Source organism: Bradyrhizobium sp. BLXBL-03 (assembly GCF_051853015.1).
In the GTDB taxonomy this organism is placed as follows: Bacteria; Pseudomonadota; Alphaproteobacteria; order Rhizobiales; family Xanthobacteraceae; genus Bradyrhizobium; species Bradyrhizobium manausense.
In genome coordinates, this window is the sequence record NZ_CP182470.1 from 6,655,028 (window position 1) to 6,676,899 (window position 21,872).

The following is a 21,872-nucleotide window of genomic DNA, read 5'->3' on the forward strand; positions in this document are numbered from 1 at the left end:
CTATAGGGCCGGCAAAGGCCGAAACGAGGAGGATGGAAGGCGAACCCGCGCGCTGTCGCCGGCCACAACCGGTCCCCCGGCCCGGACCACGCCCAGCACTCCAGATTTGAAGGCGGGGCCTGTTTCCGCCGACGAGAGCACCTGCCGCTTGAGGTCTGCTCGGAAGCGATCGACAAGGACGCAGGGCGTCCGGAGGCCCGTCAGCTCGACGACCGCGGACGGCCCGAGCTCGATCAGGGTCCCGAGCGGCATCCATTCGAGGTCCAAGCCGGCGGTGGTGACGTTCTCGCCGAGGTCGCCCGCGCCAACCTCGAAGCCAGCTTCGAGGAGAAACAGGAAGAGTTCGGACGGGATCAGGTGGACCTGCCGGAGATTGGGCAGGCGGGGCCGACGGCTTGCCAAATAGCGGTGCCGGACGTACGGACCGGCGTGGGCGTCACCTTCGACGCCGTGATCTTTCACCAGGATGATGCGGGCCTGAGTTGGTTTGCTGAAGTGGTGGCCGCGATCGGCGGCGACCGCCACAACCTTCCCTTCGAGCGAGAGATCGTGCGCCTGCGGCATCAGGCGGCGCGGGCGAACGAGCGCCGCTTGTGGCGGAAATAGCGCGTGATCTCGGGAAGCTTCATTGCGTTCAGGACCCGATCGGCAGGGACGCCGCCCTTCCGGGCCATCTGGACGCCCCAGTGCATGTGGTCGAGTTCGGGGATCGAGTGCGCGTCGGGATTGATGCTCAGCATGCAGCCGAACTCGAGAGCAGCCTGGTGCCAGCGCCAGTCCAGGTCAAGCCGCCATGGATGAGCATTGATCTCGACTACGACGTCGCGCTTGGCGCAAGCCCGCAGCACCTTCTCGACGTCGATTTCGTAGCCGGGCCGCCGCTGCAGCTGACGTCCGGTCATGTGGCCGATGATGGTGGTATGAGGATCGGAGATGGCCCGAAGCAGGCGCTGCGTCTGCGCTTTGCGGTCCAACTTGAAGCGGCCGTGGATGCTGACGACCACGAAATCGAAACGCTCCAGAACGTCGTCGTCATAGTCGAGCGACCCGTCCGCCAGGATGTCGGATTCAATCCCTTTGAGGATCCGGAAGTCCTTGCCGAAGCGCTTGTTCAGTCGATCCGCTTCCCGGTGCTGCTGCGTGATCTCCTCGACGGAGAGACCTCCGGCATAGTGGGCAGACTTGGAATGGTCCGCCACGCCGAAATACTCAAAGCCCCGCTGGCGCGTGGCCTTAGCCATGGTCTCCAGTGTTTCGGTGCCGTCAGAAGCATCCGTGTGGCAGTGAAGGATCCCGCGCAGGTCCTGGTCGGTGACGAGCTTCGGGAGCTTGCCTTTCAAAGCCGCCTCGATCTCGCCGCGCCCCTCCCGGAGTTCAGGGTCGATGAAGGGCAGACCGAGGGCGCGGTAGATTTCAGCCTCCTCGCCGGCGATCAGCATGCGGCCCTTGTGCAAGCCATCGGGCTCCAATCGCATCCTCTTTTCCGCCGCCAAAGCCTGGAGTTGTTCGATATGAGTGGCGGAGCCTGTCGCGAAGAGGAGAGCAGCGCCGAAGTGCTTGCGGTCAGATACTCGGATTTGCAGCCCGTCCGCCGGTGGCGTCGATGTCTTGACCTGCTTGGCAGCCTCCGCAACGATCGCGAGATCGCCAACGAGTTCGCAGCCGCGGCGGAAGTCGCCGGCGATCGTCACACGCTTGAGTTCGGGACGGGACTTGCGGATCGAGTCCGTCGCATGCGTGAGCAGCGCGGAAGCGCGGTGCAGGTGGAGGCGGCCTTCTCCGCTTTTGGCGATCGCGAGGTTCTGCAGGATCTTGGTCTGCAGCGCGGCGCCGAGTCCTTTCGCCTTCTTGATGCGGTCTTCCTTGGCGGCGGCCTCCAACTCCGAGAGCGAGCCGATGCCGAGATCTTTGTACAGGCGCAGTACCTTCTCCGGACGAAGGCCGGGTATAGCGAGCATCTCGAGCACGCCCGCGGGAATCTCCTTCCGCAACTTTTCGAGGCTGGGATGACTGCCCGTCGTGTGAGCCTTGGTGATGACGTCGGCAATAGCATCGCCGACGCCTGGGATCTCAGTAAGTCGATCTTCGGCGACGAGCACGTCCAGAGGAACGGCTAGAGCCGCCAAGCTGTCGGCGGCCCGAGAGTAGGCTTTCGCCCGGTAGGGATTGCCGCCTCGCAAGGCGGTGCGCTGCGCGTACTCTCGCAGAAGACTTGCCACACCGCGCGCGTCGAGCGAAGACATTCAGCCAGCCTCCCTATGCGAACTTTGCGGCGCCGCCGGAGCAGGGCGACGGCCGGAGCTGTCACTCGGCTGGCGATCGAGAGAAGCCTCGAGCTTCTGAGCTGCGCGAAAGTCCTCAAGGTGCTGGACATTGGGGCCGTAGGCAGCCTCCTTCTTGAGGAGATTGTAGATTCGGCCGGCCACCAGTTGCAGATGCTTCATCTTGCCCCGCGGCATAGATCTCGCTTTGCAGAGAGCTCGGACGGCGTAGGCGCGGAAGTAATCGAATGCGTCTGACATGATGTCAGTAAACGCCGGCTCTCGCCGGGAGTTCGATGGGTTCGGCGAAGACTGGATCGCCCGTCGTGGCTTGGCGCAAATGCGGGATGAGTGCAATCACTAGAACTCCTCGCCGCCTTCGAAGTTGCGAGACTCGTTGATTAAGGTAGGTAGACTGCCCGCCGTCGGCCCCAACCCGGCGGCGGCTTTTTTGTGAGTTGAGTAGCGTGGCAAAGCGTACGAAGGCGCCTCGGGCCGAAAAGACCGAAGGCCCAACAATGCCGGGGTTCATCGAACCCCAGTTGGCGACCCTGAAGATGAAGGCTCCTTCGGGATCTCTATGGATTCACGAAATCAAATACGATGGCTACCGCATCCAGCTCCGGATCGACGGTGACGACCGGCGGGCCTACACCCGCAACGGTTACAACTGGGTCAACAAGTTCTCAAGGATTGCGGCTGCCTTCGATATCGAAGGACAGGCCATCGTCGACGGCGAGGTTGTCGTCATCCATGATGGACGCACGAACTTCTCCGAGCTGCAGGCAGACCTCGGCAGAGGCGATCAGGATCGACTGGTCTACTTCGCTTTCGATCTGCTCTGGCTGGACGGCCGAGATCTGCGGAAAGAGCCGCAAATCGAGCGGAAGAGGCTGCTCAAGGATCTGATCGAGGAGCACGACCTCAAAGAGCCCGTCCTCTATAGCGAGCACCACGAAGGGGACGGCCAGGCACTCTTCGCCGCAGCCAGCAGGCTGGATTACGAAGGCATCGTCTCCAAGCGGGTGGCTGCACCATACCGATCGGATCGAGTGGAGGCTTGGCAGAAGATCAAGGTCGTTCAGAAGGGCAAGTTTCCCGTGGTCGGTTTCATCAAGGACCCGTCCGGCGTGGCCGCGCTCTATTTGGACAAAAAGGAAGGCAAGGATCTGGTCTACATGGGAAAGGTCGGGACCGGATGGAGCCGGACCACCTCCGCGCAGATCCGCAAGGCGCTCGATACCGTCGTGAGCCCGAAGCAGAAGTTGACCAAGACCATCAGGAAACCGAAGGCGACGTGGGTCGAACCCAAGTTCTATGCCGACATCGAGTACCGTGACATCACCTCCGAAGGTCTACTGCGGGCCAGCTCGTTCAAGGGGCTGAGCAAAGGAACGCGCCGATCATAGCCGCGTTTTCCTGCGGAGTTTGTGGAGTACCGGTCATGGATCCGGAACAGCGAGTTGCGAAGGCCTTGGAAGAGGCACAAGGCATTTTGGCCCGGCATGTCGAGCCCGGCCCCAGAGATTGCAAGCAAACCATAAACAAGCTGCTGGATGTGCTCGACGACGAAGCCGTCGTGCAAGCGCTCAAGGATTCGAAGATGGAAAAGCCCACAACGGAACAACTCGACGAGCTCAAGAGGCTCAGTGCAATTGCGCGTGTCCCGGACGAATCGGAGATCGTCACTTCCAAGGAAGAAGCCGATATCCGGATCCGCGACCTGAAAGACAAGGCTCGGATGAAATGATGCCTGAGAAGCCGATGAAAGGCGGGGAGCGTGAACGCTCAGAGGATGACTCCGGCGCGAAGAGCTCGGTCCCCGCGGAGTGCACGGGCGACGAAAGTCCGGCGAAGATGCAGCCGCGGCGCGGCACCAGCGCAAGTAGCACGCCAAGGTGCTCAATCTTCGGGATATGGAGCTCGCGCGAGGTGCAGCGCGGCGTCGATGCCGCCTTCCAGAATCTGCTCGGCATACGCAGCATCTGGTACAGCGCGTGCGAGCTGGAGGGTTCCGACCATAAGCCCGAAGACGGCCGTTGCGCGGCGGTGGCTGTTCTCTGTGTCCGTTATCGGAAGCAGCGCGGCCAGCGCCGAGACGTAGCTCCGCAGTCCCTTCTCATAGGCCTTTCGAGTACGCAGCGGTTGACGGGCGATTTCCGGAAGCAAGGCCGCTGAGGGGCACCCTTCCGCCGGATTTCCGAGGTGGACGCGCTTGAGGTAGGCTCGGATCAAAGCTTCAAGGTCCCCGCCGCCCTGCTGATCCCCGCCGAGACGATCCTGCTGGTCGGCGAGTGCACTCGCCATCGCTTCACGGACGAGCGCCTCCTTGGACTCGAAATGGGGAGAGAAGGCCCCTTTGGTCAGACCGGCCTCGCTCATGATCCCGCCGATGCCGGAGGCAGCGACACCGTCTCGGCGAATGCATTTAGAGGCTATATCGACAATATGCCGTCGCGTTGCTGCCTTGTGGCCTTTCTCGAAACGCATGGATGTTCCCGCTCTTCGCCCCTACGCGCTAGGCTTCCCAAAGGACTTCGACTCGGCTCGCGAGATTCAAGAGCGCACGGTCGCCTCCTAAGGGGGCATCCAACTCAAGGCCGATCGGCAGCCCACTGCTGGACAAGCCAACAGGAAGGCTAATACCGGGCAGCCCGACGCTGCTGGCCGATACAGTGTGGTTCGCTAAAGCCAGGTAGCTGACTTCCTGTCCCGCAATATGGACTGTCGCCTGGTTCTGGATCAAAGGTGCCGGGCACGGCGTCGTCGGCTGCAGGATCGCCTGCGCCCCCTGTTCGACGAACGCCCTTTGGAGGCGGCGCCGGATTTCCGGACGGCTCGCGTTGAGCGCGGTCTGGTAGGCTTCTGCCGATGTAGCACCCGCACCGCCAGGCAATACTATTTGCCCCCATGCTTGGTGAAGCTGAGGCTTTAGACCCTTGTAGATCTCCTCGAATGTGGTCGGAAGGTCGTGCTGACGCAGGAATTCCGAAATGGCTCCCATCGTCTCGTAAGCGAAGATTCCCCATGTCGCGGTTTGGATGAGGACATTGAAATCGTCGCCCAGATCGACCTCGACGACTTCGGCGCCGGCGTCCTGCAGCCGCCGAACCACCTCGCGGAAGCGAGCCTCGACTTCCACGTCAACGAGATCGAGAAACTGACGCGGTGCGAAAGCCAGCCGGGCTCCCTTCAGGTCATAGCCGCCATTGGAGAGCTCCCCGGCCGACTCCTTGGTCACAACCTGATCGATGAGAGCGCAGTCCTCGACGCTACGCGCGAACACGCCCGTGGTGTCGAGCGTGTGGGAAATTGGCGCGACTCCGCCGCGCGGCCATCGTCCGGTCGTCGGCTTGAACCCCACCACGCCGCAGAATGATGCGGGCACCCGAATTGACCCGACCGTATCGCCCCCGAGGGATGCGGGTACAATGTTGGCGGCGACGGAGGAGGCGGAGCCGCTGGACGATCCACCCGACACACGATCGCGGGCATGCGGATTCTTCACTTGGCCAAAGCGCGCGTTGTGGCCGGTGAGGCCATAGGACATCTCAACCAGGTTGTTCTTGCCGAACACAAGGGCGCCGCCGTCCTTGATGGCGAGAACGGCGTCCGCATCTTCGTAAGGCAAGAAGTTCGCGAGCCCTTCCAGACCAAGAGTTGTTGGAAGCCCTTTCGTTAAATAGCTGTCCTTTATGCCGATGGGCACGCCAAGTAGCGGGGCTGTTGTCCCCGCGGCACGCGCCTTATCTGCCTCCCTGGCGGACGCGAGCAAGTTGGGCTCATCGATGGTGATGAAGGCATTTAAGTCGGCAACGACCTGGGCGCGCTGCAAAAGTGCCGCGGTGTAGGCCTCGGACGTGATGTCGCCATTTCGGATAGCCGCAGCCGCCGCCGCAAGCCCGAGTTGAGCCAGGTCACTGATTTCGCCGAGTGTGGGTCGGACTAAAGCGGCAGTGGTGTGGGCCATGGAAACCTCGAGAAGAGCTGGAAGAAGGCATCCGTCGCGGAGGGGCGACGGGATTTGATTACGACCATAATATTAAATTACGATCGTACTTCAATAGAGGCCTGGACACATGACCGTGAGGCACAGCCGTTCTTCGCGCGCCTACGGATGATCTCCGATCCGGATCTCAGCCTTTCCAAGAACCGCGCCATCTGCTTCATGGGCGTCGGATGCATCGGCCTCGCGCCATGCTGGTCGCCGCGAGCGCCCGACGGGCCGAAGGTGACCGACGCCTTGACGAGTTTCTAGAGGCGCTGCGCACCGGCTGGCGAGCCGATGCAACTGCGCTCGAATCCGCCGCATCCGGCGCCGTGCCAACACGCGGGCTCAAGTGAGGACGATAGAATTCGTTTCCGGAACCCGCGAATCCTTGCGGCGTCGCATCCCCATCAACATTCCAAGAGGAGGAGCCCATGGCCGCAGCGAAAAAGAAGACGGCGCGTGGACGCAGGACCGGGCTCGGGTGTCCAAAGGACAGGACTACGAAGTCCGGTACGAAGCGAAGAAGACCGGCCGCTCGGCATCGGCCGTGAAGAAAGCCGTCAAGAAGGTCGGCAACAGCCGCAAGGGCGTCGAGAAGCGTCTCGGACGCTAGACCAGCTTAAATCCGGCCGGAAAACCTTGTGAATGCTGTCAGCCTCTGCACGGTTGGCTCGACGTCCTGCATGTAGATCTCGGCCCGCAAGAACGCGATCTCGTCGTCGAGCGCGGTCTCGTCGACGTCTCTGAACCAGGACTTCGGCCTGCCATCGCTGCCGTCGTTCCAACGATAGCCCCTGCGTTTCAACGAGTCCTTGAGCTCGAAAGCGGTCTGCTCCGCCCAGACTCGCATTGTCGGCTTACGGGCGGTCTCCAGCAGGAGCGCCAGTGCGGAAGAGCCCATCGTCGGCAATTCAAAAGCGAGCACCTCCAGCAAAGCGTGGCAATCGTCGACTGCCCGGTGCGCGTGGTGGAAGTAGCCGGCGCCGTTCAGCAGATAGCCGAGCTGCGCGCCAGCGAAGCCGTGCCTGCGCCAGTCGATCTCGCTCATGCTGCAGCCCCAGGCCTTGTGCTCGAACACGGGCCAGTATCGTTCGGCGAATTTTCTGTCGAAGGCGCTGTTGTGCGCGATCGTAATGACTGCACTTTCGACGAAGGCTGTGACGGCGGCATCGTCGAATTTGTGTCCCGCGACCATTTCGCTTGTGATGCCGGTGAGGGCCGTCACTTCCGCGGAGATCGGCGCACTCGGTTCGTTGAACGCGGAGAACGTGTCTCTGACGCCAAGTATCCGCCCGTCGGCCGCGTAGTCAAATTTGACCATCCCGAGCTCGATGATCTCGTCCTTGGCGCAATCGAGGCCCGTGGTCTCGGTATCGAGAAGAATGCCCGTCCGGACCTCCTGCCCGGCCGGCGGGGTGTAAGGAGACCGGGGGATCAGGCGTCGAAGGACCCTGTAATCGGCCGACTGAGCCAACGCGTCGGCCATTGCGGCCAGGTCCGCCGGGTCCAGAGTATGCCGGTCTCCAAGGGGCTGTGTCATCGCGTCCATAGGTCCACAATACCGGCCAAAAGGTCCACGAGGTACCTGGAAAACAAGCGATTCACGACGTTTTCGGACGTGCCCCGGGGCGCTGTAGGCAGATGACCAATTTTCCTGTCAGCGGGCCGCGACGATGTCGGAACCGGCAGGCTCCGTTCGTCTTGAATCCAGCACCGTCCCCCCGGAGTACCGCGTTCATGGCCCCACGCGCCAACTGGAAAGGCTTCCTGCGTCTGTCACTGGTGACCTGTCCGGTCGCACTCTATCCGGCCACCTCTGAGTCGGAGAAGATCAGCTTCAACCAGCTCAACCGGCAGACGGGCCATCGCATCAAATACCTGAAGGTCGACGCCGACACCGGCGACGAGGTGCCCAACGAAGACATCGTCAAAGGCTACGAATTCGACAAGGGCCAATACATCGAGGTGACGAAGGAGGATCTCGAAGAGGTCGCGCTGGACTCGACCCGGACCATCGAGATCGACGAGTTCGTCGACAAGACCGACATCGACCCGCGCTACCTGATCCGCCCCTATTATCTGCGTCCGGACGGCAAGGCCGGCCACGACGCCTTCGCAGTGATCCGAGAGACCATCCGCGAGATGGACAAGGTCGCGATCGGCCGCGTCGTGCTGACCAACCGCGAGCACATCATCGCGCTGGAGCCGCTGGACAAGGGCCTGATGGGGACGCTGCTGCGCTACCCCTACGAAGTCCGCGACCCCAAGGAATATTTCGACGAGATCCAGGAGGTGAGGGTCACCAAAGATATGCTCGATTTGGCCCGTCACATCGTCGACCAGAAAGCCGGTTCGTTCGAGCCCGATAAGTTCGAGGACCAGTATGAGAAGGCCCTCGTCGATCTCATCAATCAGAAGCGGGCCGGCAAGGTCATCCGTCCGACGGAGCGGCCGAAGGGCGAGAACGTGGTCGATCTGATGGACGCGCTGCGCAAGAGCGTGGGTCGGGAAGCCGCGCCGGCGAAAGAGGCAAAGCCCGCTAAGAAGCCGAAGAAGGCCTCAGCCAGTCAAAAGGAAATGCTCATGCCGGTAACCGGGAAGAAGTCGGTCAAGGAGGCCGCCGCGAAGAAACCGACGGCGGGGGCGCGGCGGAAGTCGGCTTGATGTTGTGAAGGGCTCAGGTGACGGTAATTACGGACCGACATGGAAGAGGACGCGCACGTCAAGGCTGAGCTGCGGCTCGGCACAGCGGGATGGAATGTTCCGCAAATCTGCAAGGAAAGGGTTGGCGGGGCAGGCAGTCACCTCGAACGATACGCGCGGGTATTGAACGCCACCGAGATCAACTCGTCATTTCATAGACCACACCGGCGTTCGACCTATCAGAAGTGGGCGGACGTGACACCGGATGATTTCCGCTTTTCGGTGAAGGTGCCGAAGTCAGTCACTCATTCCTCGCAGCTTGCGCTGAGTGAACTCGACCGGTTCACCGAAGAGAGCGCCGGACTTGGCACGAAGCTAGGGGTTTTGCTCGTTCAGTTTGCCCCGCGCAGAGCGTTCGTTGAGTCCGATGCTGAAGTGCTATTCAGCGCATTGCGGGATAGAAGCTCAGCCGCTCTCGTTTGCGAGCCACGTCATGCCAGTTGGTTCACGTCCGAAGTCGGTGCTTGGCTCAACGAGCGCCGGATCTGCCGCGTCGCTGCGGATCCGGCGCGGGCGCCCCATGCCGACCTGCCGGGCGGGTGGCTGGGCCTGCGCTACTTCCGACTGCATGGAGCTCCGCGCATTTACTACTCCGCTTACGACGGGGCATTTCTTCGAACGCTGAAGACGCGGCTGAATTTTGCGTCTTCGTCGGATGAGACCTGGTGCATCTTGGACAACACCGCCGCTGGAGCCGCCCTCGAGAACGCACTCGACTTACTGGCTTGACGGGCCTTAGTCGGCTGATCTGGATGGACCGCCCGGCGGACGAGGTGGGCAGGGAACGCCAACTTTCGCCTAGGCGGGCCACCTTTTCTTCGTGAAAGCAAGCGAGCAAGTCATCGACTCCCCTAGGGGGGCGGCGCCCTCCCCGCCGCGCCCGCTGTTGCAAAGGCTCCTCCCGTTCGATGGAGAACGATTGCGACGTCCGCTTGCCATCCCCGAGCCGAAAAGTGGATGCCCCACTCAATTCCGCCCCGGTGGGAGCGAATGCTCGAGGAAGAAGCGCAGCATTTCTCTCGTTGCGTCCGGTCCGTTTGGATCGGTGTAGGAGCCGGCGGGGCTGCCTCCCGACCATGCGTGTCCGGCTCCGTGGATTTCCCAGTGTTCGAGGATTGCGCGCCCGCCCGCGTCGGTGTGGACCGTGCGGGTGTAGGCATGCCCTCCAGGTACCCGCCCGCTATGCACCTTCGCCTTCATGCGGGATCCGCCGATCGCCTGTCGGACGATCCGAGCGCCGTTTTTGGAATGCACCGTGGTGTCGCGATCGCCGTGGAAGACGATCGTCGGCACGGGCGGGCCGTCGCTCGGCGTTGCCTCAGGTCCGGCGCCTTGCTTCATGGCCATCAGCGCGGAGGGAAGGTCGTTGGCCGCTCCGCAGGCCAGTCCGGAATGAATGCCGATCGCTGCGTACAGATCGCCGTACGTCGATCCCATGACAGCCGCGGCCGCGGCTCCGGCGGACAGTCCGGCGACGTAGACCCGTTCCGGATCGACCGAATGGTCGCGCATGATCTGGCGGGTGATGCCGGCGATGAGCGAGGGCTCGCCTCCGTCGCGCTGCTGATCGGCCGGCCGAAACCAGTTCCAGCATTTCGCTTGGTTCGCTTCAGCGCGCTGCGCGGGATAGGCGACGAAGCAGGTCCGTTCTTCGGCGATGAAGTTCATCCGCGTGCCGGCGGCGAAATCCTCCGGCGATTGCGTGCAGCCGTGGAGCATGACCACCAGCGGAATGGCCTGGCCATGATACCTGCTGGGGATGAAGAGCCGGTAGGAGCGGCTTCCCGCGGCGTTTGCGTAGGTGCCTTCGATGAACCTGGCGCCGTGCGGCACCATGTCCGCCAGAGAGGGCGGAGCGCGCCTCAGCGATCCGCTCAGTCCGAGCCCTTCGAGGCTCTTGGCGAGATCCAAGGCCGGCCGGGCCGTGCGACGCGGACGCCTCGTTTCGGCAGCATTTACCTTGGCGTGGATGGTCGGGGGCTCTCGTCCTGCAGCAAGGGCGCGATGACCGGTTGCCGGTGTGGTTGCGTCCGAAGCTTTCTCCCCCCGAAGCATGCGCTGGAGCAGCGCAGTAGCTTCGACGATCTGGCCCGACCGAGTGAGGCGTGTGGCTTCGCGAATGATGTCCTGGTTCAGCATGGCCTTACCTCGTTCTGTCAGCGAGAGCAGATTTGACGGCCGGACTGGCGTGCAGCGCTCCTAGCACCGAGACCGATGCAATCGTCGCGCGCGCAAGCTCCGGGGTGACGTCCTGCGCGATGGTCGCAAGACCCAAAACATTGATGTGCAGCATCTCGCCCGCCCGCCGCGCTGCTTCGAGATCTTCACGGCTGTAGTTGCGCAGCCCGAGGTCAAGGCTCTTTCGCGCCGTGGACTGCTTGACCACGTCGGCATGGCGTTCGAGCTGGTTGCGGATGGCGGTCCGGATGAAATCAGTACGGTTCGAGTAAAAGCCCTCCTGCACCATCAAGTCGACCTGACCGAGATCGACGAAGCCAAGGTTGATCGTGATTTTTTCAGAGTCGGAGGGCCTTGGCCGGATTTCGTGCAAGTTACTGGACATCGCCATCCTGTTGCCATCCATGTGGATGTTATATGGATGGTATTCATCACCCCGCAAGACCCACCTTCCAGGTTTTTGCGCAAATGTTCCGGGGCCAGCGATTGCTACCGGCATCACCTCCTGGAGCAGCAGCGAGCCAGCGAGCCGGCTGGTCCCGAGCCTCAGGAGCAGCTCATCGGCAATTAGGCGATCTTAGGCGGGACGCTTGTGGAGGGTTAGGACCGCGGCGCGACGACCGAGGGTTTTTAGTTCGGCTCGATTTCTCAACGACCTCGAATCCGGGCGCGAGTAGGTTACGCTGCCCTCGAATGGATAGGGCGAGCTGGACGCCGCGCAGCGGGAGCTCGAAGAACGATCGGAAGGCCTCGAAGCCGAGCGGCGCGGTATCGAGAAGGGGATCAAGGCCGAAGACGTCCGCTGGAAGGGGGAAAGAGAAAGGCTCCAGGACACGCTGCACCGGGCCAGGGAATAGGCCGGCAACGCTTGATTAATCCTCCGAAGTCCTTGCTAAAATTTTTGCGGCGGCCCCTTGAAAGTCTCTCCGGACTTCCAGATTCTTTCGGCGTCGTCCTACGACGATCGGGATGCCGTCAGGGTCCCGCCAATTGAGACGGGCACCGGTCGTGTCCGGTGCCGCTCGTAACCATTTTGCTCCCAGGAGGATCTGGCTATGCGCACTGTTGATTTTTCGCCCTTCTTTCGGTCGGCCATCGGCTTCGACCGTCTCTTTGACCTCGCCGAAGCCGCCCAGCGCGTGGGCGAAGAGAGCTACCCCCCTTACAACATCGAACGGCTCGACGAGAACCGCTTCCAGATCTCGGTGGCGCTCGCCGGCTTCACGCCAGATGAGGTCGCGCTGATGGTCGAGCAGAACGTCCTGACGCTGGAGGGCCGCAAGGCGGACAAGGAGGGCAAGACCTTCCTGCACCGTGGCATCTCGAACCGCAACTTCAAGCGCCAGTTCACCCTTGCCGATCATGTCGAGGTCAAGGGCGCCCGCTTCGAGAACGGTCTGCTCGTTATCGACCTGCAGCGGGAGATTCCTGAGACGATGAAGCCGCGCCGCATCGAGATCAACGGCGCCACTTCTAGCAACGTGACCCAGATCGAATCCAGGGCCGCCTGACCGGACACAGGGCAAGGATCGCCGGCCGCGCGGATCCTCCGCGCGGCATTCCCTCACCTCGTCTAACAGAAATGGAGCAAGCGATGCGGCCGACGACCGCCCCCGCCGACAACGTCGTGAACATCAATGCCCTGCTGCAGCCCCGCACGGCGACCGAACATCCGAGTTACGATATCGTCTTGAAGCCGCGCGGACGCGGCCGGTGGAAGTGGGCCGTGCGCGGGGCTGACGGAGAAATTCTGATGTCAGGGTCAGAGTGCAGCCGCGCGGCCGCGAGGTACAAGGCCGAGCGGGCGCTGTTTCTGCTGCTGAGCGCCAGTGCATCGCGCGCGGCGTCCGTCGGAGGAAGGGCGTCGGACTGGCTTTAGGAACTCTCGGCGTGACTGGCCGGTTGCCCGCCTCACGATTCCTGGCGCGGAGGACAACCTTGGAAAGCACGATCATCGGAGAATTCGCCACGCGGCGCGAGGCCGAGTTAGCCGTAGAGCACGTCGTCCAGGAATGTGGCGTCGCGCCAGGCGACATCTTCGTCCAGCCCGTGGGCGCTGCGAATTCGTCTGGAACGCGATCCGCTGGTGCGGACGCCAAGACCGCACCAACGCCGGAAGGGCAGCAAAGGCTTGAAGGCGAGATCGAGGTGTCGGTGGATTTCCACGGCGACGAGCTGGACAAGATCGTCGAGGCGCTGAAGGGCGCCGGCGCGAAGACCGTTCGCACCAAGTAAGCTCTTCTGGATGGCAGATCTCAAGCATCCCGTGACTCCGGACGGTCGCTACTTCGTCGTCAGGGGGAAACTCTGGCGGATGAGCGATCCGACCTTAGCTCCCGGCGACAAGGCGCGGCTGGTGAAGCAGTTGATGGATGCTCGCCGCGCAGTGAAGACACCAAAGCGGCCGGAGATTCGGAAGCTGAAGCTGCAGCGCATCGGCTCGTCGATCAGACCAAGCGTGGCTTGGGTGAGCGCGGACCGGTGTGGTGGAAGGACGGCACGCCCGACTTCAATCGACACGCGGTCAAGAACACGCCGTACGCCGACTGGTACGCCGGGTCCAGGCGGCAAGCCTCAGACGATCGAAACGCTTGCTCTCAAAGCCCAGCACCGTGACTCAGTAGGGACGGCGCTGGGGATAAGGACGCGCTCAATCGCTCGGTGGACACTCCGGGCAGGTATCACCGACGGAATCCAAGACGGCGCGGATTTCTGCGACAGCATCGTCGGGGGAGACGCCGTCGGGGTGATCGTGCCGAGCAAGCTCCAGTGCGCGTTCGCGGGCATGGGGGTCGGTCCGGTCCTTTGCCCAGCCGTGCTCCTCGCATTCATGAATCGCGCCGGCCTCCTGCAGCACGCTGATCGCCCAGCCGCGCAGCGTGCGGATCGCCGGCCGTCGTTCCTTCGTCATCAGCATCGAGATGGCTCCTGCCTGGACGAATCCTTCCGCCCGCCTGCTCGTTCCGGCAGTTAGCACGGGTCCGGGATTCGCAATCGGCAGAGCCGGGCGTTGTCCCCGTGTTCCGGGCGCTGTGTACAACACCATGGACGCAGCGTTCGACCGGACGCCGGCTCCAAACCGGCACGCCTGGGGTGTCTTGGCTGGGGCGGTACCTCTAAGTAGCAGGAGAGGTGCATGGGCAACTGGCAGCTTGTTGTTCCCAAAGGGACAAGCTCGGCGAGGCGGAGCCGAGCGCGCCGGGCCGCACAATACGTTCGAATGTCCAGGGAGAGCGCGGCATGGCCCAGAATGGAGCCGGGGACTTTCGGTCAAGGTGCATGCGGGCCTTGTCGCGTCGCGAGCCTCGGATACCGGGCCGGCGCTTCTGTCGGTTACGGCTTTCGACGTTTGATGGTCGACGAAAGCGAACATCCGAAGGGCTTCAAGGCGTCCGATCCTCCGCTGCGGCAACCCGCCGATCCTGGGCGGCGAGGATAGTGACAGACTGGCGCCAGCCGGCGGTTATTCCAGCTCAGGACACGGTCGCCCGCACGATCTCTGCCGTGGCGGCGGTTTGCTTCTCTGCCATGACAGCCTCGCATGTTACTTCCCGCGTTTATAGATGAATCGCGTCAGCCGCTTTGAGGTTCCATCACGGAAATACGAGAAATGACGCAACTGGGTTTGTTCACTGATCCGGACGCGGGGCCGGCCGGTCTTCGCCATCAGGACAATTTTATCGACGGCGCCGCCGAGGAAGCGCTGATCGGCCACATCGCAGCCTTGCCACTCCAACGCTTCCAGTTCGGCGCTTTCGAGGGCAACCGGCGCGTGGCGTGGTTCGGCCATCAATACGACTATTCGCAGCAACGGCTGACCGCGGCCGAGCCGATCCCAGACTGGGTCGCGCCCATTGCGCGGCAGGCCGAGGCGTGGGCCGGCCTCTCGGACGGCAGTGTGCAGCAGGTGCTGTGCACCGAGTATGACGAAGGCGTCGGCATCGGTTGGCATCGGGACAAGCCGCATTTCGACAAGGTCCTCGGACTGTCACTCGGCTCGTCCTGCAAATTCCGCTTTCGGCGCCGCTGCGGCGATACGTGGCAGCGCTACACGCTCGAGGCGCGACCGCGTTCCCTCTACCTCATGGACGGTGAGTCGCGATCACAATGGGAGCACAGCATTCCACCGGTCGAGGCGCGCCGCTATTCCATCACCTTCCGGACGATGAAGCGGCCCTGACCAGGCAAAACGAGAAAACAACCGCATGCACAGTAGGAGCCGTACCACCAAGACGCCGCGCGCCGAAGCAAAGATAGCCTCGCAAATGCAGGTCAGCCCTTCCTAACCCGGGCATGTGCGCCGGAATCCGCGAAACGGCCAACAATGCTTGGAACCTCAATATCCTTGGCGGTCATCAAGGGGACTCATTGACGCCTCTATGCCGAGGTTCGCTTGCCTTCTACGCGAACACCTCGTTTACTTCGTTTCGGATCGGGCCAACGATCACTCAGAAATTCCACCAGCGCGGCGGAAAAGGTTTCCGCTGCGAGTGGAAGGGTACGACCGCGTTTTCGAACAACAGCGATGGTGCGCGTGAATCGCGGGTCGTCGATGGCGCGGGCGACAAGGTCCGGCTCGGCCCGGATTTCATGGGCACACGCAGTTCGACCAGTGCGCTCTCGTAGTGGTCCTCGAACTTCTCAGGATCGAAATTGCCTGCCTTCTGGTTCACGATGTGCTTGGCTAGATCCAGCATGCCTTTGGTGACTTTAACGTCCTGGATCTCGTCGAAATACTCCTGTTCGCCGCGGACCTCGTAGGGGTAGCGCAGCAGCGTTCCGACGAGCCCCTTGTCCATGGGCTCGAGAGCAATGTTGTGTTGGCGATTGGTCAGGACGACGCGGCCGATGGCGACCTTGTTCATCTCGCGAATGGTCTCGCCGATCACAGCAAAAGCATCGTGACCGACCTTGCGGTCGGGACGTAACTATAGGTCGGATCCGATAGCGCGGATCGATGTCTACGGCACTCTAATTAAGACTCCATCAACCAATTCGCTTCACGACCGATTCAATACGATCCAAATCCGAAATCGGCCGGTAAGCCGCTGGAAGATACGACGTGGCATGAGCGACGGTAAAACCGGAGCCTTTCCATGCAAGCCCTCTTGCAAGAGGCGGCAAGCCGCCTGCACGCGATTGAAGATCGACTGACCGTACGGACGCAGATCGCTGCGGCCGTCGCCGCGATGTCCATTGCGCTGGTAAGCACCCTGGCTGCCGGCGCCGCCATCATCAGTTACAGACACACGGCCGCCCTCATCGAGAGCAGTGTTGCCGGAATTGCATCCAGCACCTCTGCCCGGCTCGACCGCTTCATGGCGACGCGGCGGCAGGAGATGAAGCTGTTTACCGAGCTGGAGCCGATGCAACGGCTCTGGCAGGGCGATCCGACCGAGTTGCGTAGCGCGCTCGAGGCACTTCAACGCAATTTCGATTTTACCTGGATCGGCTTTGCCGACCTCAACGGCAATGTCGTCGCCTCGACCGGAGGGCTGCTGCAGGGCAAGTCCGTGGCCGCGCGCCCCTGGTTCAAGCAGGGGCTCGAGAACGTCGTGGTCGGCGACGTGCACGAGGCCCTCCTGCTGGCTTCGCTGCTTACCCAACGTGCCAACAACGAACCCTATCGCTTCGTCGATATCGCCCTGCCCGTGCGCGATACCTCCGGCAAGGTGATCGGCGTGCTCGGCGGGCACCTGGATTGGACCTGGGCCAGCAACCTCATCGCTGACGTCCAGGCCAACGACGGCAACACCGACACGCGGCTCTCGATCCTCAGCAAGGGCGGCATGGTTCTCGTCGGGCCAAAGCGGGAAACCATCCGCTATGGCGGCGACGAACTCGCCGACATGCTAAAGGTCCGCGACGGCACCTTCCGCGAAACGGTTGATGGCCAGCAGATGCTGACCGCGTTTCATGTCGGCAACGGCTATCGCGACTACCAGGGTTTGAACTGGATCGTCACCGCGAGCTAGCCGGCGAGCGTGGCGCTGAAGGCGGCGATCTCGTCGGCGCAGACGATTTTGGCGATCGGCGCCGCGACGGCCCTTATCGCGTTGTCGCTGGCCGTGCTGGTCTCGCGACGCATCGCGGCCCCGATCATTGCCTTGACGCAGGAAGCCGACCGCATCGGACGCGCTCACGGCCCGACCATGCTCGCGCGCCAGAGCGGCTCGGTCGAAGTGGTGCAGCTGTCGCGCGCGCTGCGCTCGCTGCTGCGGCGCATCGGCCATGCCGAGGAACGCACCAAAGAAGCCGAATTGCGCGCGACCGAGAATGCCATGCAGCTCCAGGAGGACATGCTGAAGCTGCGCGAGCTCGCAGATACCGACTTCATGACCGGCCTGATGAACCGCCGCTCCTTCCTCGCGGTTGCCGACGACGCCGTGGCGTTCAGCCGCCGATACAAGCGGAGCATGGCAACCTTGATGATCGATATCGATCATTTCAAGAAGATCAACGACACCCATGGCCATGCCGCCGGCGACGACGCGATCAAGAGTGTCGCTGACATCATCAGCCAGTCAATCCGGACCACCGACAAGGCGGCGCGCTTCGGCGGCGAAGAGTTCGTGGTGTTGCTGCGCGAGATCGACCAGGAGACCGCCATGCTGCTCGCCGACCGCATCAGGGTTTCGATTGAGAGCGCCGTGGTGCGCCATGGCAACACCGTCATTCCCCTCACCGTCTCGGTCGGGCTTGCGCTCTTCGACGAAGCCGACCGCGACGTGCAAGACGTCATTGAGCGCGCCGACCAGGGTCTCTATATCGCCAAGAAGACCGGACGCAACCGCACCTTTCTGATGCCGGTGAGCGCAAGTGCCGCGCATGCCGCTTAGCGAATCCTTCTGGCAATCACGCCAAGGGTCATGTCCTACGCCAGAGGCGCTTCGAGGCGACGATTTCGGTAAAATCCTTGCATGAGAGCTATTCGGCAGCAGCGGGATGAAGCCTTCGGCGCAGTTGTAAGGAGGGTTCGTTACGATGTTATCGGCGGACCGGCTCGTGTCGAGAAAATCAACGCCAGCCTCGCCAACTCCGCGGTCATACAAGTGGCCACCTTGCGGAGCGACCATGTCCGACTTGCGGAGCCTTTTCTTGCTTATCTATATCGATGCTCGACCCTCGAAACGGCGCAATCGTTAAGCTGCACCGATGCGCTCGGTGCGGAGAACGTTTCTCGGACAATTAGAGCGCTATCTGTCCGCATGGTGCTCCGCGCGATTGACAGTCCCTCCTTGTGGAATTTGGCCCACTGATCTGCTGCATTCGTTAACTTTCCAAAAACCCCAAAAGCCTATGGGTGTTCAGGGAGGCGTACCATGCTGTTCAGGCTCATCTACCACAGCCGCAACTTGCTCAGGCGGTCGTCAGGCAGTAGCGAGCTTTTAAAAATCGTAAGATCGGCCGAGCGCAACAACTTGGCACTGGCACTCACCGGCGCGCTTCTCTTTGACAAACATCACTTTGTTCAGGTTCTTGAAGGCGACCGGAGCAAAGTGACTAGCCTCTTTATCCGTATCTCTCAAGACCCTCGCCACGAGGCACTCAGCATCATCGAGGCCAAGGACGCTACCGAACGGCTATTCCCGAATTGGTCGATGGCCTTGATCGAGCGGCCTTCTGATGCGTCACTCGATCTTGCCGCTCTTTCGGGTGACCAATTGCTGGAATTCCTACGCAACCAATTGGCGGGTTCTAGCGGGTCAATTGCAGTGGCTGTTCCGGTCTGGTAGCAAACTGCGTAGCGGTGCCATCCCTCCGGGGCGCAGTCTGGGATGATAGCAAAGCACTTTCCTGCGCACCAAGTCGCCCCTCGCAGATGCAAAGCCAACGCTTTCTCCTGTCAGCCTGCAAGGGCGCTGGACGCACTCGAATAACCAGGCACATCCGGCAGTGTCATGAATCCCGGCTTAGAGAAGTAGTAGCCTTGGAAGAGTCCTATTCCCGCAGCTCGAAGCACGGTGATTTCGGCTTCGCTTTCCACGCCCTCCGCGAGAACCTTGATTTGAAGTTCGCGCGCCATCGAGACGATACCGGCCACAATGACCTGCTTCGACCGGCTAAGGTGAATGTCGCGCAAAAGCTCCATATCAACCTTGATAAGATCGGGCTGGAGCCTCGCCAGCAAACCCAATCCGGCATAACCGGCTCCAAAGTCGTCTAGCGCGGTCATAAAACCTAGCCGTCTGTATGCATGCACGATCTTCTCGACGTGCGCAGGGTCTGTCATGCGTTCATTTTCAGTGAACTCGAACATGAGGTTCGAAGGCGGAAAATTCGAACGGTGCGCCGCCGCCAGAGATTTCTGGATGCAAGCCTGGGGTTCGTAGACCGCGTTCGGCATGAAGTTGATGGACAGCCGGGCCTGCCGGTCTTTGAAAAGCCTTCCGGCAGTTTCAATGGCCATGACTCGAGCAGCCTGATCGAAGCGGTAAAGCTGATCTTTGGTCAGTTGGCTAAGTACACTGTGTGCACTTTCACCGTTGGGTCCGCGCACCAACGCCTCATAGCCCCAAATGCGTTGCTCGTTGATGGCCACGATGGGCTGAAACGCCATTTTGAACTGGAAAGGCAGCGCATCGCCTCCGCCGCATCCTTTGCAGACCTCTGCCATTGATCTCTCCTTCGTGGAAGGCTCACGATAGGAGAAAGTGATTAAGGATCGGTGCGGTCGTAGGGCCGAGGGTGATTGACTACCACGTAGCAGGCGCCATCGAACTTGATAAATGTTAGGTCGCGTTCGCAGGCCCGATGTGCGACGAATGCGAGAAAACGCGGTATTTCGCACAGGAACAAGCTGCCCCCTGAGACGTTTTTTTGCCATTGGGTAGGTGATCATTTCATGAGCGAACAATCCGACCGGTTGCGAGAACAGGCTTTTCAGGCCGAGCGGCTTTCCCAAACCATCAGCGACCACAGGGCGTCTCAAACCCTAAAATCGATCGCCGCGCAGTATCACGCGCAAGCCGACGAGTTGGAGCGCGGCCTAGGTTCTGCTTCCTACCCGCTCGTCAGCCAGCAGCCAGACGAACATCCTGAGTGAATGAGCGCTCTCGAGGCAGGGACGGTGAGGCTTCTGCATTCACTTGCAGAATGGTGCCTCGTCTTACTTCGGACAGCACCAGTCAATCGCCGTTCTAAGCCAATCGCCTATCGCGAAGCCGAGTTGCGCGCGAAGGAGCTTCAGACGATCGCCTTCTTCATGATCGTCTCCTACTTCGCTCTTCTGGCAGAGGCTGTATTTAATTGAAAGCAAGACGCTCTTGCCTTCATCCCCCCCTACTAATCTGGCTACGTCTTGCCACGTGTTATGCTTCGACGCGTTCGCAAGGCGAAGGAAGGCGAGGTCAACATCGACGTCTTCGGGTTCCTGACGTGCGAACCCAACGCCGAGGTGAAGCGCGGCCATCCGAAGGCCATGCCGGTGATCGTGACCACCACCGCGGAGTACGAAGTGTGGATGCGGTCACCGTGGGACGAAGCCAAAGCGCTGCAGCGACCGCTGCCCGACGGCGCCTTGAAGATCGTGGCGACCGGCGAGAAGGAAGACTCCGTGCCGGCAGCGTAGCACTTCTGCACAGACGGTGCCGAACAGGTGGACAAGCCGCAGCCCTGCCGATTGCGAATCCCTGCTCCGTGCTAACCGCCCGGAACAAGCAGGTGGGCGAAGGATTCGTCCCGGCAGGAGCCAACGCAATGCTAGTGACCAAGGAACGACGGTCCGCAAGAAAAACACTTCGTGGATGGGCCCTTTCCGTGCTGCAGGAAGCCGGCGCTATCCGCGAGTGCGAAGAGCACGGTTGGATGCAGGACCGGGCCGACCCACACGCCCGGGAGCGTGCATTCGACGTTGCTCGTCAAGAACCACCTGTCGGGATTTCTACAGCTGCTGCCGTGCTCGCGATTGCTGAAGTCTTGGAGACGATCGGTGACACCTGCCCTGAATGTCCTGTAAACTGACAGCTTAGACGGCGCGTCGGGCCTCGACTCAATCAATCTATGCGCAGGTGCCTATGGATCGGGATCGGCGCATCAAGAGTCCCGGGCTTGATTTCTGAAGCCGCTCGCGCTGCTTCAGACGGGCTTGGGTCCGGCAGGCCATAGTCCTTCGCTCGCTTGGCCGCGAGCTTCCGGTAGGCCTGCGCCTGTGCACACAATTGCTCCTTGAACTTGGCATCGCGTTCACTCGCAGCCAACCGTTCAAGCTGAACGGCCCGCTCCAAATATTCAACCAAAAGTTTCATTGCAGTCTCCAGGAAGACGACCCCTTAGTGAGTAAGACTGAGCTGATGCTCCAGTTCGATCGCTTGGTCGGCGTTGGCTGCTCTCTGCACAGCGCCTTGCTTTCTCTGCCTTGCGACGCATGTCATTGGCGAATTGTTGAAGTCCAGTTTCAAGCGTGTCCGTTTGCTTGAAACGCCTTCTCTTGAGTTTCATATTTCCTCCTAATCCGGTGGCTGAAGACCGCGCGAGTCCATCCAGTCGGTCATGTGAGAGCCAGTCTCACACTGTCGTGCCCTCCTCAACACGTGGTCGCGCTTTGGTCCTTCCGGAAGCTCACGGGCTGCTTGGCGCAACTGAGCCGCCTCCTCGCCGAGACACGCTTCGAGAGACGGAGATGGTTTAAAACGGCGCCGCTTCTGCATGCGCGCTCCTTTTTGGGAAGGCGGGAGCGCTGTGATGGGCGTCCTCGTCACCGATGTTTGCCACGGGCCTTGCGGTGATGACCTTAGAGT

24 protein-coding genes and 4 pseudogenes are annotated in these 21,872 nt (G+C 61.6%); 17 read left to right on the forward strand and 11 right to left on the reverse strand.

Annotation, left to right across the window (positions count from 1 at the left end; all coding sequences use genetic code 11):
* Together ACNJX9_RS31800 and ACNJX9_RS31805 are read right to left on the reverse strand one after the other, a co-directional pair.
* Positions 1-564 (reverse strand): MOSC domain-containing protein, encoded by a 564-nt coding sequence (locus tag ACNJX9_RS31800; RefSeq protein ID WP_439405944.1) that lies wholly within the window; start codon positions 562-564, stop codon positions 1-3.
* Positions 564-2,243: a helix-hairpin-helix domain-containing protein gene (locus ACNJX9_RS31805; protein ID WP_439405946.1), complete on the reverse strand. Its 1,680-nt coding sequence runs from the start codon at positions 2,241-2,243 to the stop codon at positions 564-566. The genes ACNJX9_RS31800 and ACNJX9_RS31805 overlap by 1 nt, the downstream gene beginning before the upstream one ends.
* A 536-nt stretch (positions 2,244-2,779) precedes the next feature.
* Here ACNJX9_RS31805 and ligD point away from each other — a divergent pair.
* Positions 2,780-3,670: a non-homologous end-joining DNA ligase gene (gene ligD, locus ACNJX9_RS31810; protein WP_439405948.1), complete on the forward strand. Its 891-nt coding sequence runs from the start codon at positions 2,780-2,782 to the stop codon at positions 3,668-3,670.
* Between the two features lie 35 nt (positions 3,671-3,705).
* Positions 3,706-4,011: a hypothetical protein gene (locus tag ACNJX9_RS31815; protein ID WP_439405949.1), complete on the forward strand. Its 306-nt coding sequence runs from the start codon at positions 3,706-3,708 to the stop codon at positions 4,009-4,011.
* Between the two features lie 152 nt (positions 4,012-4,163).
* Here ACNJX9_RS31815 and ACNJX9_RS31820 read toward each other — a convergent pair whose 3' ends face one another.
* Together ACNJX9_RS31820 and ACNJX9_RS31825 are read right to left on the reverse strand one after the other, a co-directional pair.
* Entirely contained in the window at positions 4,164-4,751 is a 588-nt protein-coding gene (locus ACNJX9_RS31820; RefSeq protein ID WP_439405950.1) for a TetR/AcrR family transcriptional regulator, read from the reverse strand.
* A 28-nt stretch (positions 4,752-4,779) separates the two neighbouring features.
* Entirely contained in the window at positions 4,780-6,231 is a 1,452-nt protein-coding gene (locus ACNJX9_RS31825) for an amidase family protein (RefSeq protein ID WP_439405951.1), read from the reverse strand.
* Positions 6,232-6,683: 452 nt separating this feature from the next.
* Here ACNJX9_RS31825 and ACNJX9_RS31830 point away from each other — a divergent pair.
* Positions 6,684-6,865: pseudogene (locus ACNJX9_RS31830) on the forward strand (DUF3606 domain-containing protein).
* A 6-nt stretch (positions 6,866-6,871) separates the two neighbouring features.
* Here ACNJX9_RS31830 and ACNJX9_RS31835 read toward each other — a convergent pair.
* A complete protein-coding gene (locus tag ACNJX9_RS31835) occupies positions 6,872-7,792 on the reverse strand; it encodes a 3'-5' exonuclease (RefSeq protein WP_439410157.1) in 921 nt (306 codons plus the stop codon).
* A gap of 197 nt (positions 7,793-7,989) precedes the next feature.
* Between ACNJX9_RS31835 and ACNJX9_RS31840 the strand changes: the two genes are divergently transcribed.
* Both ACNJX9_RS31840 and ACNJX9_RS31845 read left to right on the forward strand, forming a co-directional pair.
* Positions 7,990-8,916 carry a Ku protein gene (locus tag ACNJX9_RS31840; RefSeq protein WP_439405952.1) on the forward strand — a complete coding sequence of 309 codons (927 nt, stop codon included), beginning with the start codon at positions 7,990-7,992 and terminating at the stop codon, positions 8,914-8,916.
* Positions 8,917-8,955: 39 nt separating this feature from the next.
* The gene (locus ACNJX9_RS31845) at positions 8,956-9,684 is read left to right on the forward strand and encodes a DUF72 domain-containing protein (RefSeq protein WP_439405953.1); all 729 of its coding nucleotides are present in this window, start codon (positions 8,956-8,958) and stop codon (positions 9,682-9,684) included.
* 237 nt (positions 9,685-9,921) lie between these two features.
* On the opposite strand, the gene ACNJX9_RS31850 is transcribed toward ACNJX9_RS31845, so the two are convergent.
* Complete coding sequence (locus tag ACNJX9_RS31850) at positions 9,922-11,094, reverse strand: extracellular catalytic domain type 1 short-chain-length polyhydroxyalkanoate depolymerase (protein ID WP_439405954.1); 1,173 nt, start codon at positions 11,092-11,094, stop codon at positions 9,922-9,924.
* A gap of 4 nt (positions 11,095-11,098) precedes the next feature.
* Positions 11,099-11,518 carry a CopG family transcriptional regulator gene (locus ACNJX9_RS31855; RefSeq protein ID WP_439410158.1) on the reverse strand — a complete coding sequence of 140 codons (420 nt, stop codon included), beginning with the start codon at positions 11,516-11,518 and terminating at the stop codon, positions 11,099-11,101.
* 670 nt (positions 11,519-12,188) lie between these two features.
* Between ACNJX9_RS31855 and ACNJX9_RS31860 the strand changes: the two genes are divergently transcribed.
* The 4 genes and pseudogenes from ACNJX9_RS31860 (at position 12,189) to ACNJX9_RS31875 (ending at position 13,749) form a co-directional block, all read left to right on the forward strand.
* Positions 12,189-12,644, forward strand: coding sequence for an Hsp20 family protein (locus ACNJX9_RS31860; RefSeq protein WP_439405955.1), 456 nt, complete (start codon positions 12,189-12,191; stop codon positions 12,642-12,644).
* Positions 12,645-12,727: 83 nt separating this feature from the next.
* Entirely contained in the window at positions 12,728-13,012 is a 285-nt protein-coding gene (locus tag ACNJX9_RS31865) for a hypothetical protein (RefSeq protein WP_439405956.1), read from the forward strand.
* Positions 13,013-13,071: 59 nt separating this feature from the next.
* Positions 13,072-13,368, forward strand: a complete 297-nt coding sequence (locus ACNJX9_RS31870; RefSeq protein ID WP_439405957.1) for a hypothetical protein — start codon at positions 13,072-13,074, stop codon at positions 13,366-13,368.
* A 10-nt stretch (positions 13,369-13,378) separates the two neighbouring features.
* Positions 13,379-13,749, forward strand: a pseudogene (locus tag ACNJX9_RS31875) (hypothetical protein).
* A 34-nt stretch (positions 13,750-13,783) separates the two neighbouring features.
* Here the strand turns inward: ACNJX9_RS31875 and ACNJX9_RS31880 are convergent.
* Positions 13,784-14,050 carry a hypothetical protein gene (locus ACNJX9_RS31880; RefSeq protein WP_439405959.1) on the reverse strand — a complete coding sequence of 89 codons (267 nt, stop codon included), beginning with the start codon at positions 14,048-14,050 and terminating at the stop codon, positions 13,784-13,786.
* Between the two features lie 693 nt (positions 14,051-14,743).
* Here ACNJX9_RS31880 and ACNJX9_RS31885 point away from each other — a divergent pair.
* Positions 14,744-15,313, forward strand: a complete 570-nt coding sequence (locus tag ACNJX9_RS31885; protein WP_439405960.1) for an alpha-ketoglutarate-dependent dioxygenase AlkB — start codon at positions 14,744-14,746, stop codon at positions 15,311-15,313.
* A gap of 373 nt (positions 15,314-15,686) precedes the next feature.
* Here ACNJX9_RS31885 and ACNJX9_RS31890 read toward each other — a convergent pair.
* Positions 15,687-16,095: pseudogene (locus ACNJX9_RS31890) on the reverse strand (Ku protein); the annotation flags it as partial.
* A 134-nt stretch (positions 16,096-16,229) separates the two neighbouring features.
* On the opposite strand from ACNJX9_RS31890, the gene ACNJX9_RS31895 reads away from it, so the two are divergent.
* The 3 genes from ACNJX9_RS31895 (at position 16,230) to ACNJX9_RS31905 (ending at position 18,869) form a co-directional block, all read left to right on the forward strand.
* Positions 16,230-17,108, forward strand: coding sequence for a cache domain-containing protein (locus tag ACNJX9_RS31895; protein ID WP_439405961.1), 879 nt, complete (start codon positions 16,230-16,232; stop codon positions 17,106-17,108).
* A 9-nt stretch (positions 17,109-17,117) separates the two neighbouring features.
* Positions 17,118-17,972 carry a GGDEF domain-containing protein gene (locus tag ACNJX9_RS31900; RefSeq protein ID WP_439405962.1) on the forward strand — a complete coding sequence of 285 codons (855 nt, stop codon included), beginning with the start codon at positions 17,118-17,120 and terminating at the stop codon, positions 17,970-17,972.
* A gap of 483 nt (positions 17,973-18,455) precedes the next feature.
* Positions 18,456-18,869: a BLUF domain-containing protein gene (locus tag ACNJX9_RS31905; RefSeq protein WP_439405963.1), complete on the forward strand. Its 414-nt coding sequence runs from the start codon at positions 18,456-18,458 to the stop codon at positions 18,867-18,869.
* A gap of 110 nt (positions 18,870-18,979) precedes the next feature.
* On the opposite strand, the gene ACNJX9_RS31910 is transcribed toward ACNJX9_RS31905, so the two are convergent.
* Positions 18,980-19,750, reverse strand: a complete 771-nt coding sequence (locus ACNJX9_RS31910; protein WP_439405964.1) for an EAL domain-containing protein — start codon at positions 19,748-19,750, stop codon at positions 18,980-18,982.
* A 228-nt stretch (positions 19,751-19,978) separates the two neighbouring features.
* Here ACNJX9_RS31910 and ACNJX9_RS31915 point away from each other — a divergent pair, with 228 nt between their 5' ends.
* The 4 genes and pseudogenes from ACNJX9_RS31915 (at position 19,979) to ACNJX9_RS31930 (ending at position 21,096) form a co-directional block, all read left to right on the forward strand.
* Positions 19,979-20,179, forward strand: a complete 201-nt coding sequence (locus ACNJX9_RS31915; RefSeq protein ID WP_057747642.1) for a hypothetical protein — start codon at positions 19,979-19,981, stop codon at positions 20,177-20,179.
* Positions 20,180-20,386: a hypothetical protein gene (locus tag ACNJX9_RS31920; protein WP_439405965.1), complete on the forward strand. Its 207-nt coding sequence runs from the start codon at positions 20,180-20,182 to the stop codon at positions 20,384-20,386.
* 72 nt (positions 20,387-20,458) lie between these two features.
* Positions 20,459-20,704 (forward strand): annotated as a pseudogene (locus ACNJX9_RS31925) (SOS response-associated peptidase); the annotation flags it as partial.
* 128 nt (positions 20,705-20,832) lie between these two features.
* Positions 20,833-21,096: a hypothetical protein gene (locus ACNJX9_RS31930; protein WP_439405967.1), complete on the forward strand. Its 264-nt coding sequence runs from the start codon at positions 20,833-20,835 to the stop codon at positions 21,094-21,096.
* Between the two features lie 32 nt (positions 21,097-21,128).
* Here the strand turns inward: ACNJX9_RS31930 and ACNJX9_RS31935 are convergent, their stop codons facing one another.
* On the reverse strand, positions 21,129-21,380 hold the full coding sequence (locus ACNJX9_RS31935; protein WP_057747645.1) for a hypothetical protein: 252 nt from the start codon (positions 21,378-21,380) through the stop codon (positions 21,129-21,131).
* Between the last annotated feature and the right edge of the window lie 492 nt (positions 21,381-21,872).

What these genes read in the sequence shown, in the direction of transcription:
- ACNJX9_RS31815 (WP_439405949.1), top strand. Translation starts at nt 3,706, where the DNA reads ATGGATCCGGAACAGCGAGTTGCGAAGGCCTTGGAAGAGGCACAAGGC.
- ACNJX9_RS31800 (WP_439405944.1), bottom strand. Translation starts at nt 564, where the DNA reads ATGCCGCAGGCGCACGATCTCTCGCTCGAAGGGAAGGTTGTGGCGGTC.
- ACNJX9_RS31840 (WP_439405952.1), top strand. Translation starts at nt 7,990, where the DNA reads ATGGCCCCACGCGCCAACTGGAAAGGCTTCCTGCGTCTGTCACTGGTG.
- ACNJX9_RS31910 (WP_439405964.1), bottom strand. Translation starts at nt 19,750, where the DNA reads ATGGCAGAGGTCTGCAAAGGATGCGGCGGAGGCGATGCGCTGCCTTTC.
- ACNJX9_RS31820 (WP_439405950.1), bottom strand. Translation starts at nt 4,751, where the DNA reads ATGCGTTTCGAGAAAGGCCACAAGGCAGCAACGCGACGGCATATTGTC.
- ACNJX9_RS31805 (WP_439405946.1), bottom strand. Translation starts at nt 2,243, where the DNA reads ATGTCTTCGCTCGACGCGCGCGGTGTGGCAAGTCTTCTGCGAGAGTAC.
- ACNJX9_RS31920 (WP_439405965.1), top strand. Translation starts at nt 20,180, where the DNA reads ATGAGCGCTCTCGAGGCAGGGACGGTGAGGCTTCTGCATTCACTTGCA.
- ACNJX9_RS31850 (WP_439405954.1), bottom strand. Translation starts at nt 11,094, where the DNA reads ATGCTGAACCAGGACATCATTCGCGAAGCCACACGCCTCACTCGGTCG.
- ligD (WP_439405948.1), top strand. Translation starts at nt 2,780, where the DNA reads ATGCCGGGGTTCATCGAACCCCAGTTGGCGACCCTGAAGATGAAGGCT.
- ACNJX9_RS31860 (WP_439405955.1), top strand. Translation starts at nt 12,189, where the DNA reads ATGCGCACTGTTGATTTTTCGCCCTTCTTTCGGTCGGCCATCGGCTTC.
- ACNJX9_RS31930 (WP_439405967.1), top strand. Translation starts at nt 20,833, where the DNA reads ATGCTAGTGACCAAGGAACGACGGTCCGCAAGAAAAACACTTCGTGGA.
- ACNJX9_RS31865 (WP_439405956.1), top strand. Translation starts at nt 12,728, where the DNA reads ATGCGGCCGACGACCGCCCCCGCCGACAACGTCGTGAACATCAATGCC.
- ACNJX9_RS31855 (WP_439410158.1), bottom strand. Translation starts at nt 11,518, where the DNA reads ATGTCCAGTAACTTGCACGAAATCCGGCCAAGGCCCTCCGACTCTGAA.
- ACNJX9_RS31845 (WP_439405953.1), top strand. Translation starts at nt 8,956, where the DNA reads ATGGAAGAGGACGCGCACGTCAAGGCTGAGCTGCGGCTCGGCACAGCG.
- ACNJX9_RS31880 (WP_439405959.1), bottom strand. Translation starts at nt 14,050, where the DNA reads ATGCTGATGACGAAGGAACGACGGCCGGCGATCCGCACGCTGCGCGGC.
- ACNJX9_RS31905 (WP_439405963.1), top strand. Translation starts at nt 18,456, where the DNA reads ATGCTGTTCAGGCTCATCTACCACAGCCGCAACTTGCTCAGGCGGTCG.
- ACNJX9_RS31835 (WP_439410157.1), bottom strand. Translation starts at nt 7,792, where the DNA reads ATGACACAGCCCCTTGGAGACCGGCATACTCTGGACCCGGCGGACCTG.
- ACNJX9_RS31915 (WP_057747642.1), top strand. Translation starts at nt 19,979, where the DNA reads ATGAGCGAACAATCCGACCGGTTGCGAGAACAGGCTTTTCAGGCCGAG.
- ACNJX9_RS31895 (WP_439405961.1), top strand. Translation starts at nt 16,230, where the DNA reads ATGCAAGCCCTCTTGCAAGAGGCGGCAAGCCGCCTGCACGCGATTGAA.
- ACNJX9_RS31935 (WP_057747645.1), bottom strand. Translation starts at nt 21,380, where the DNA reads ATGAAACTTTTGGTTGAATATTTGGAGCGGGCCGTTCAGCTTGAACGG.
- ACNJX9_RS31885 (WP_439405960.1), top strand. Translation starts at nt 14,744, where the DNA reads ATGACGCAACTGGGTTTGTTCACTGATCCGGACGCGGGGCCGGCCGGT.
- ACNJX9_RS31825 (WP_439405951.1), bottom strand. Translation starts at nt 6,231, where the DNA reads ATGGCCCACACCACTGCCGCTTTAGTCCGACCCACACTCGGCGAAATC.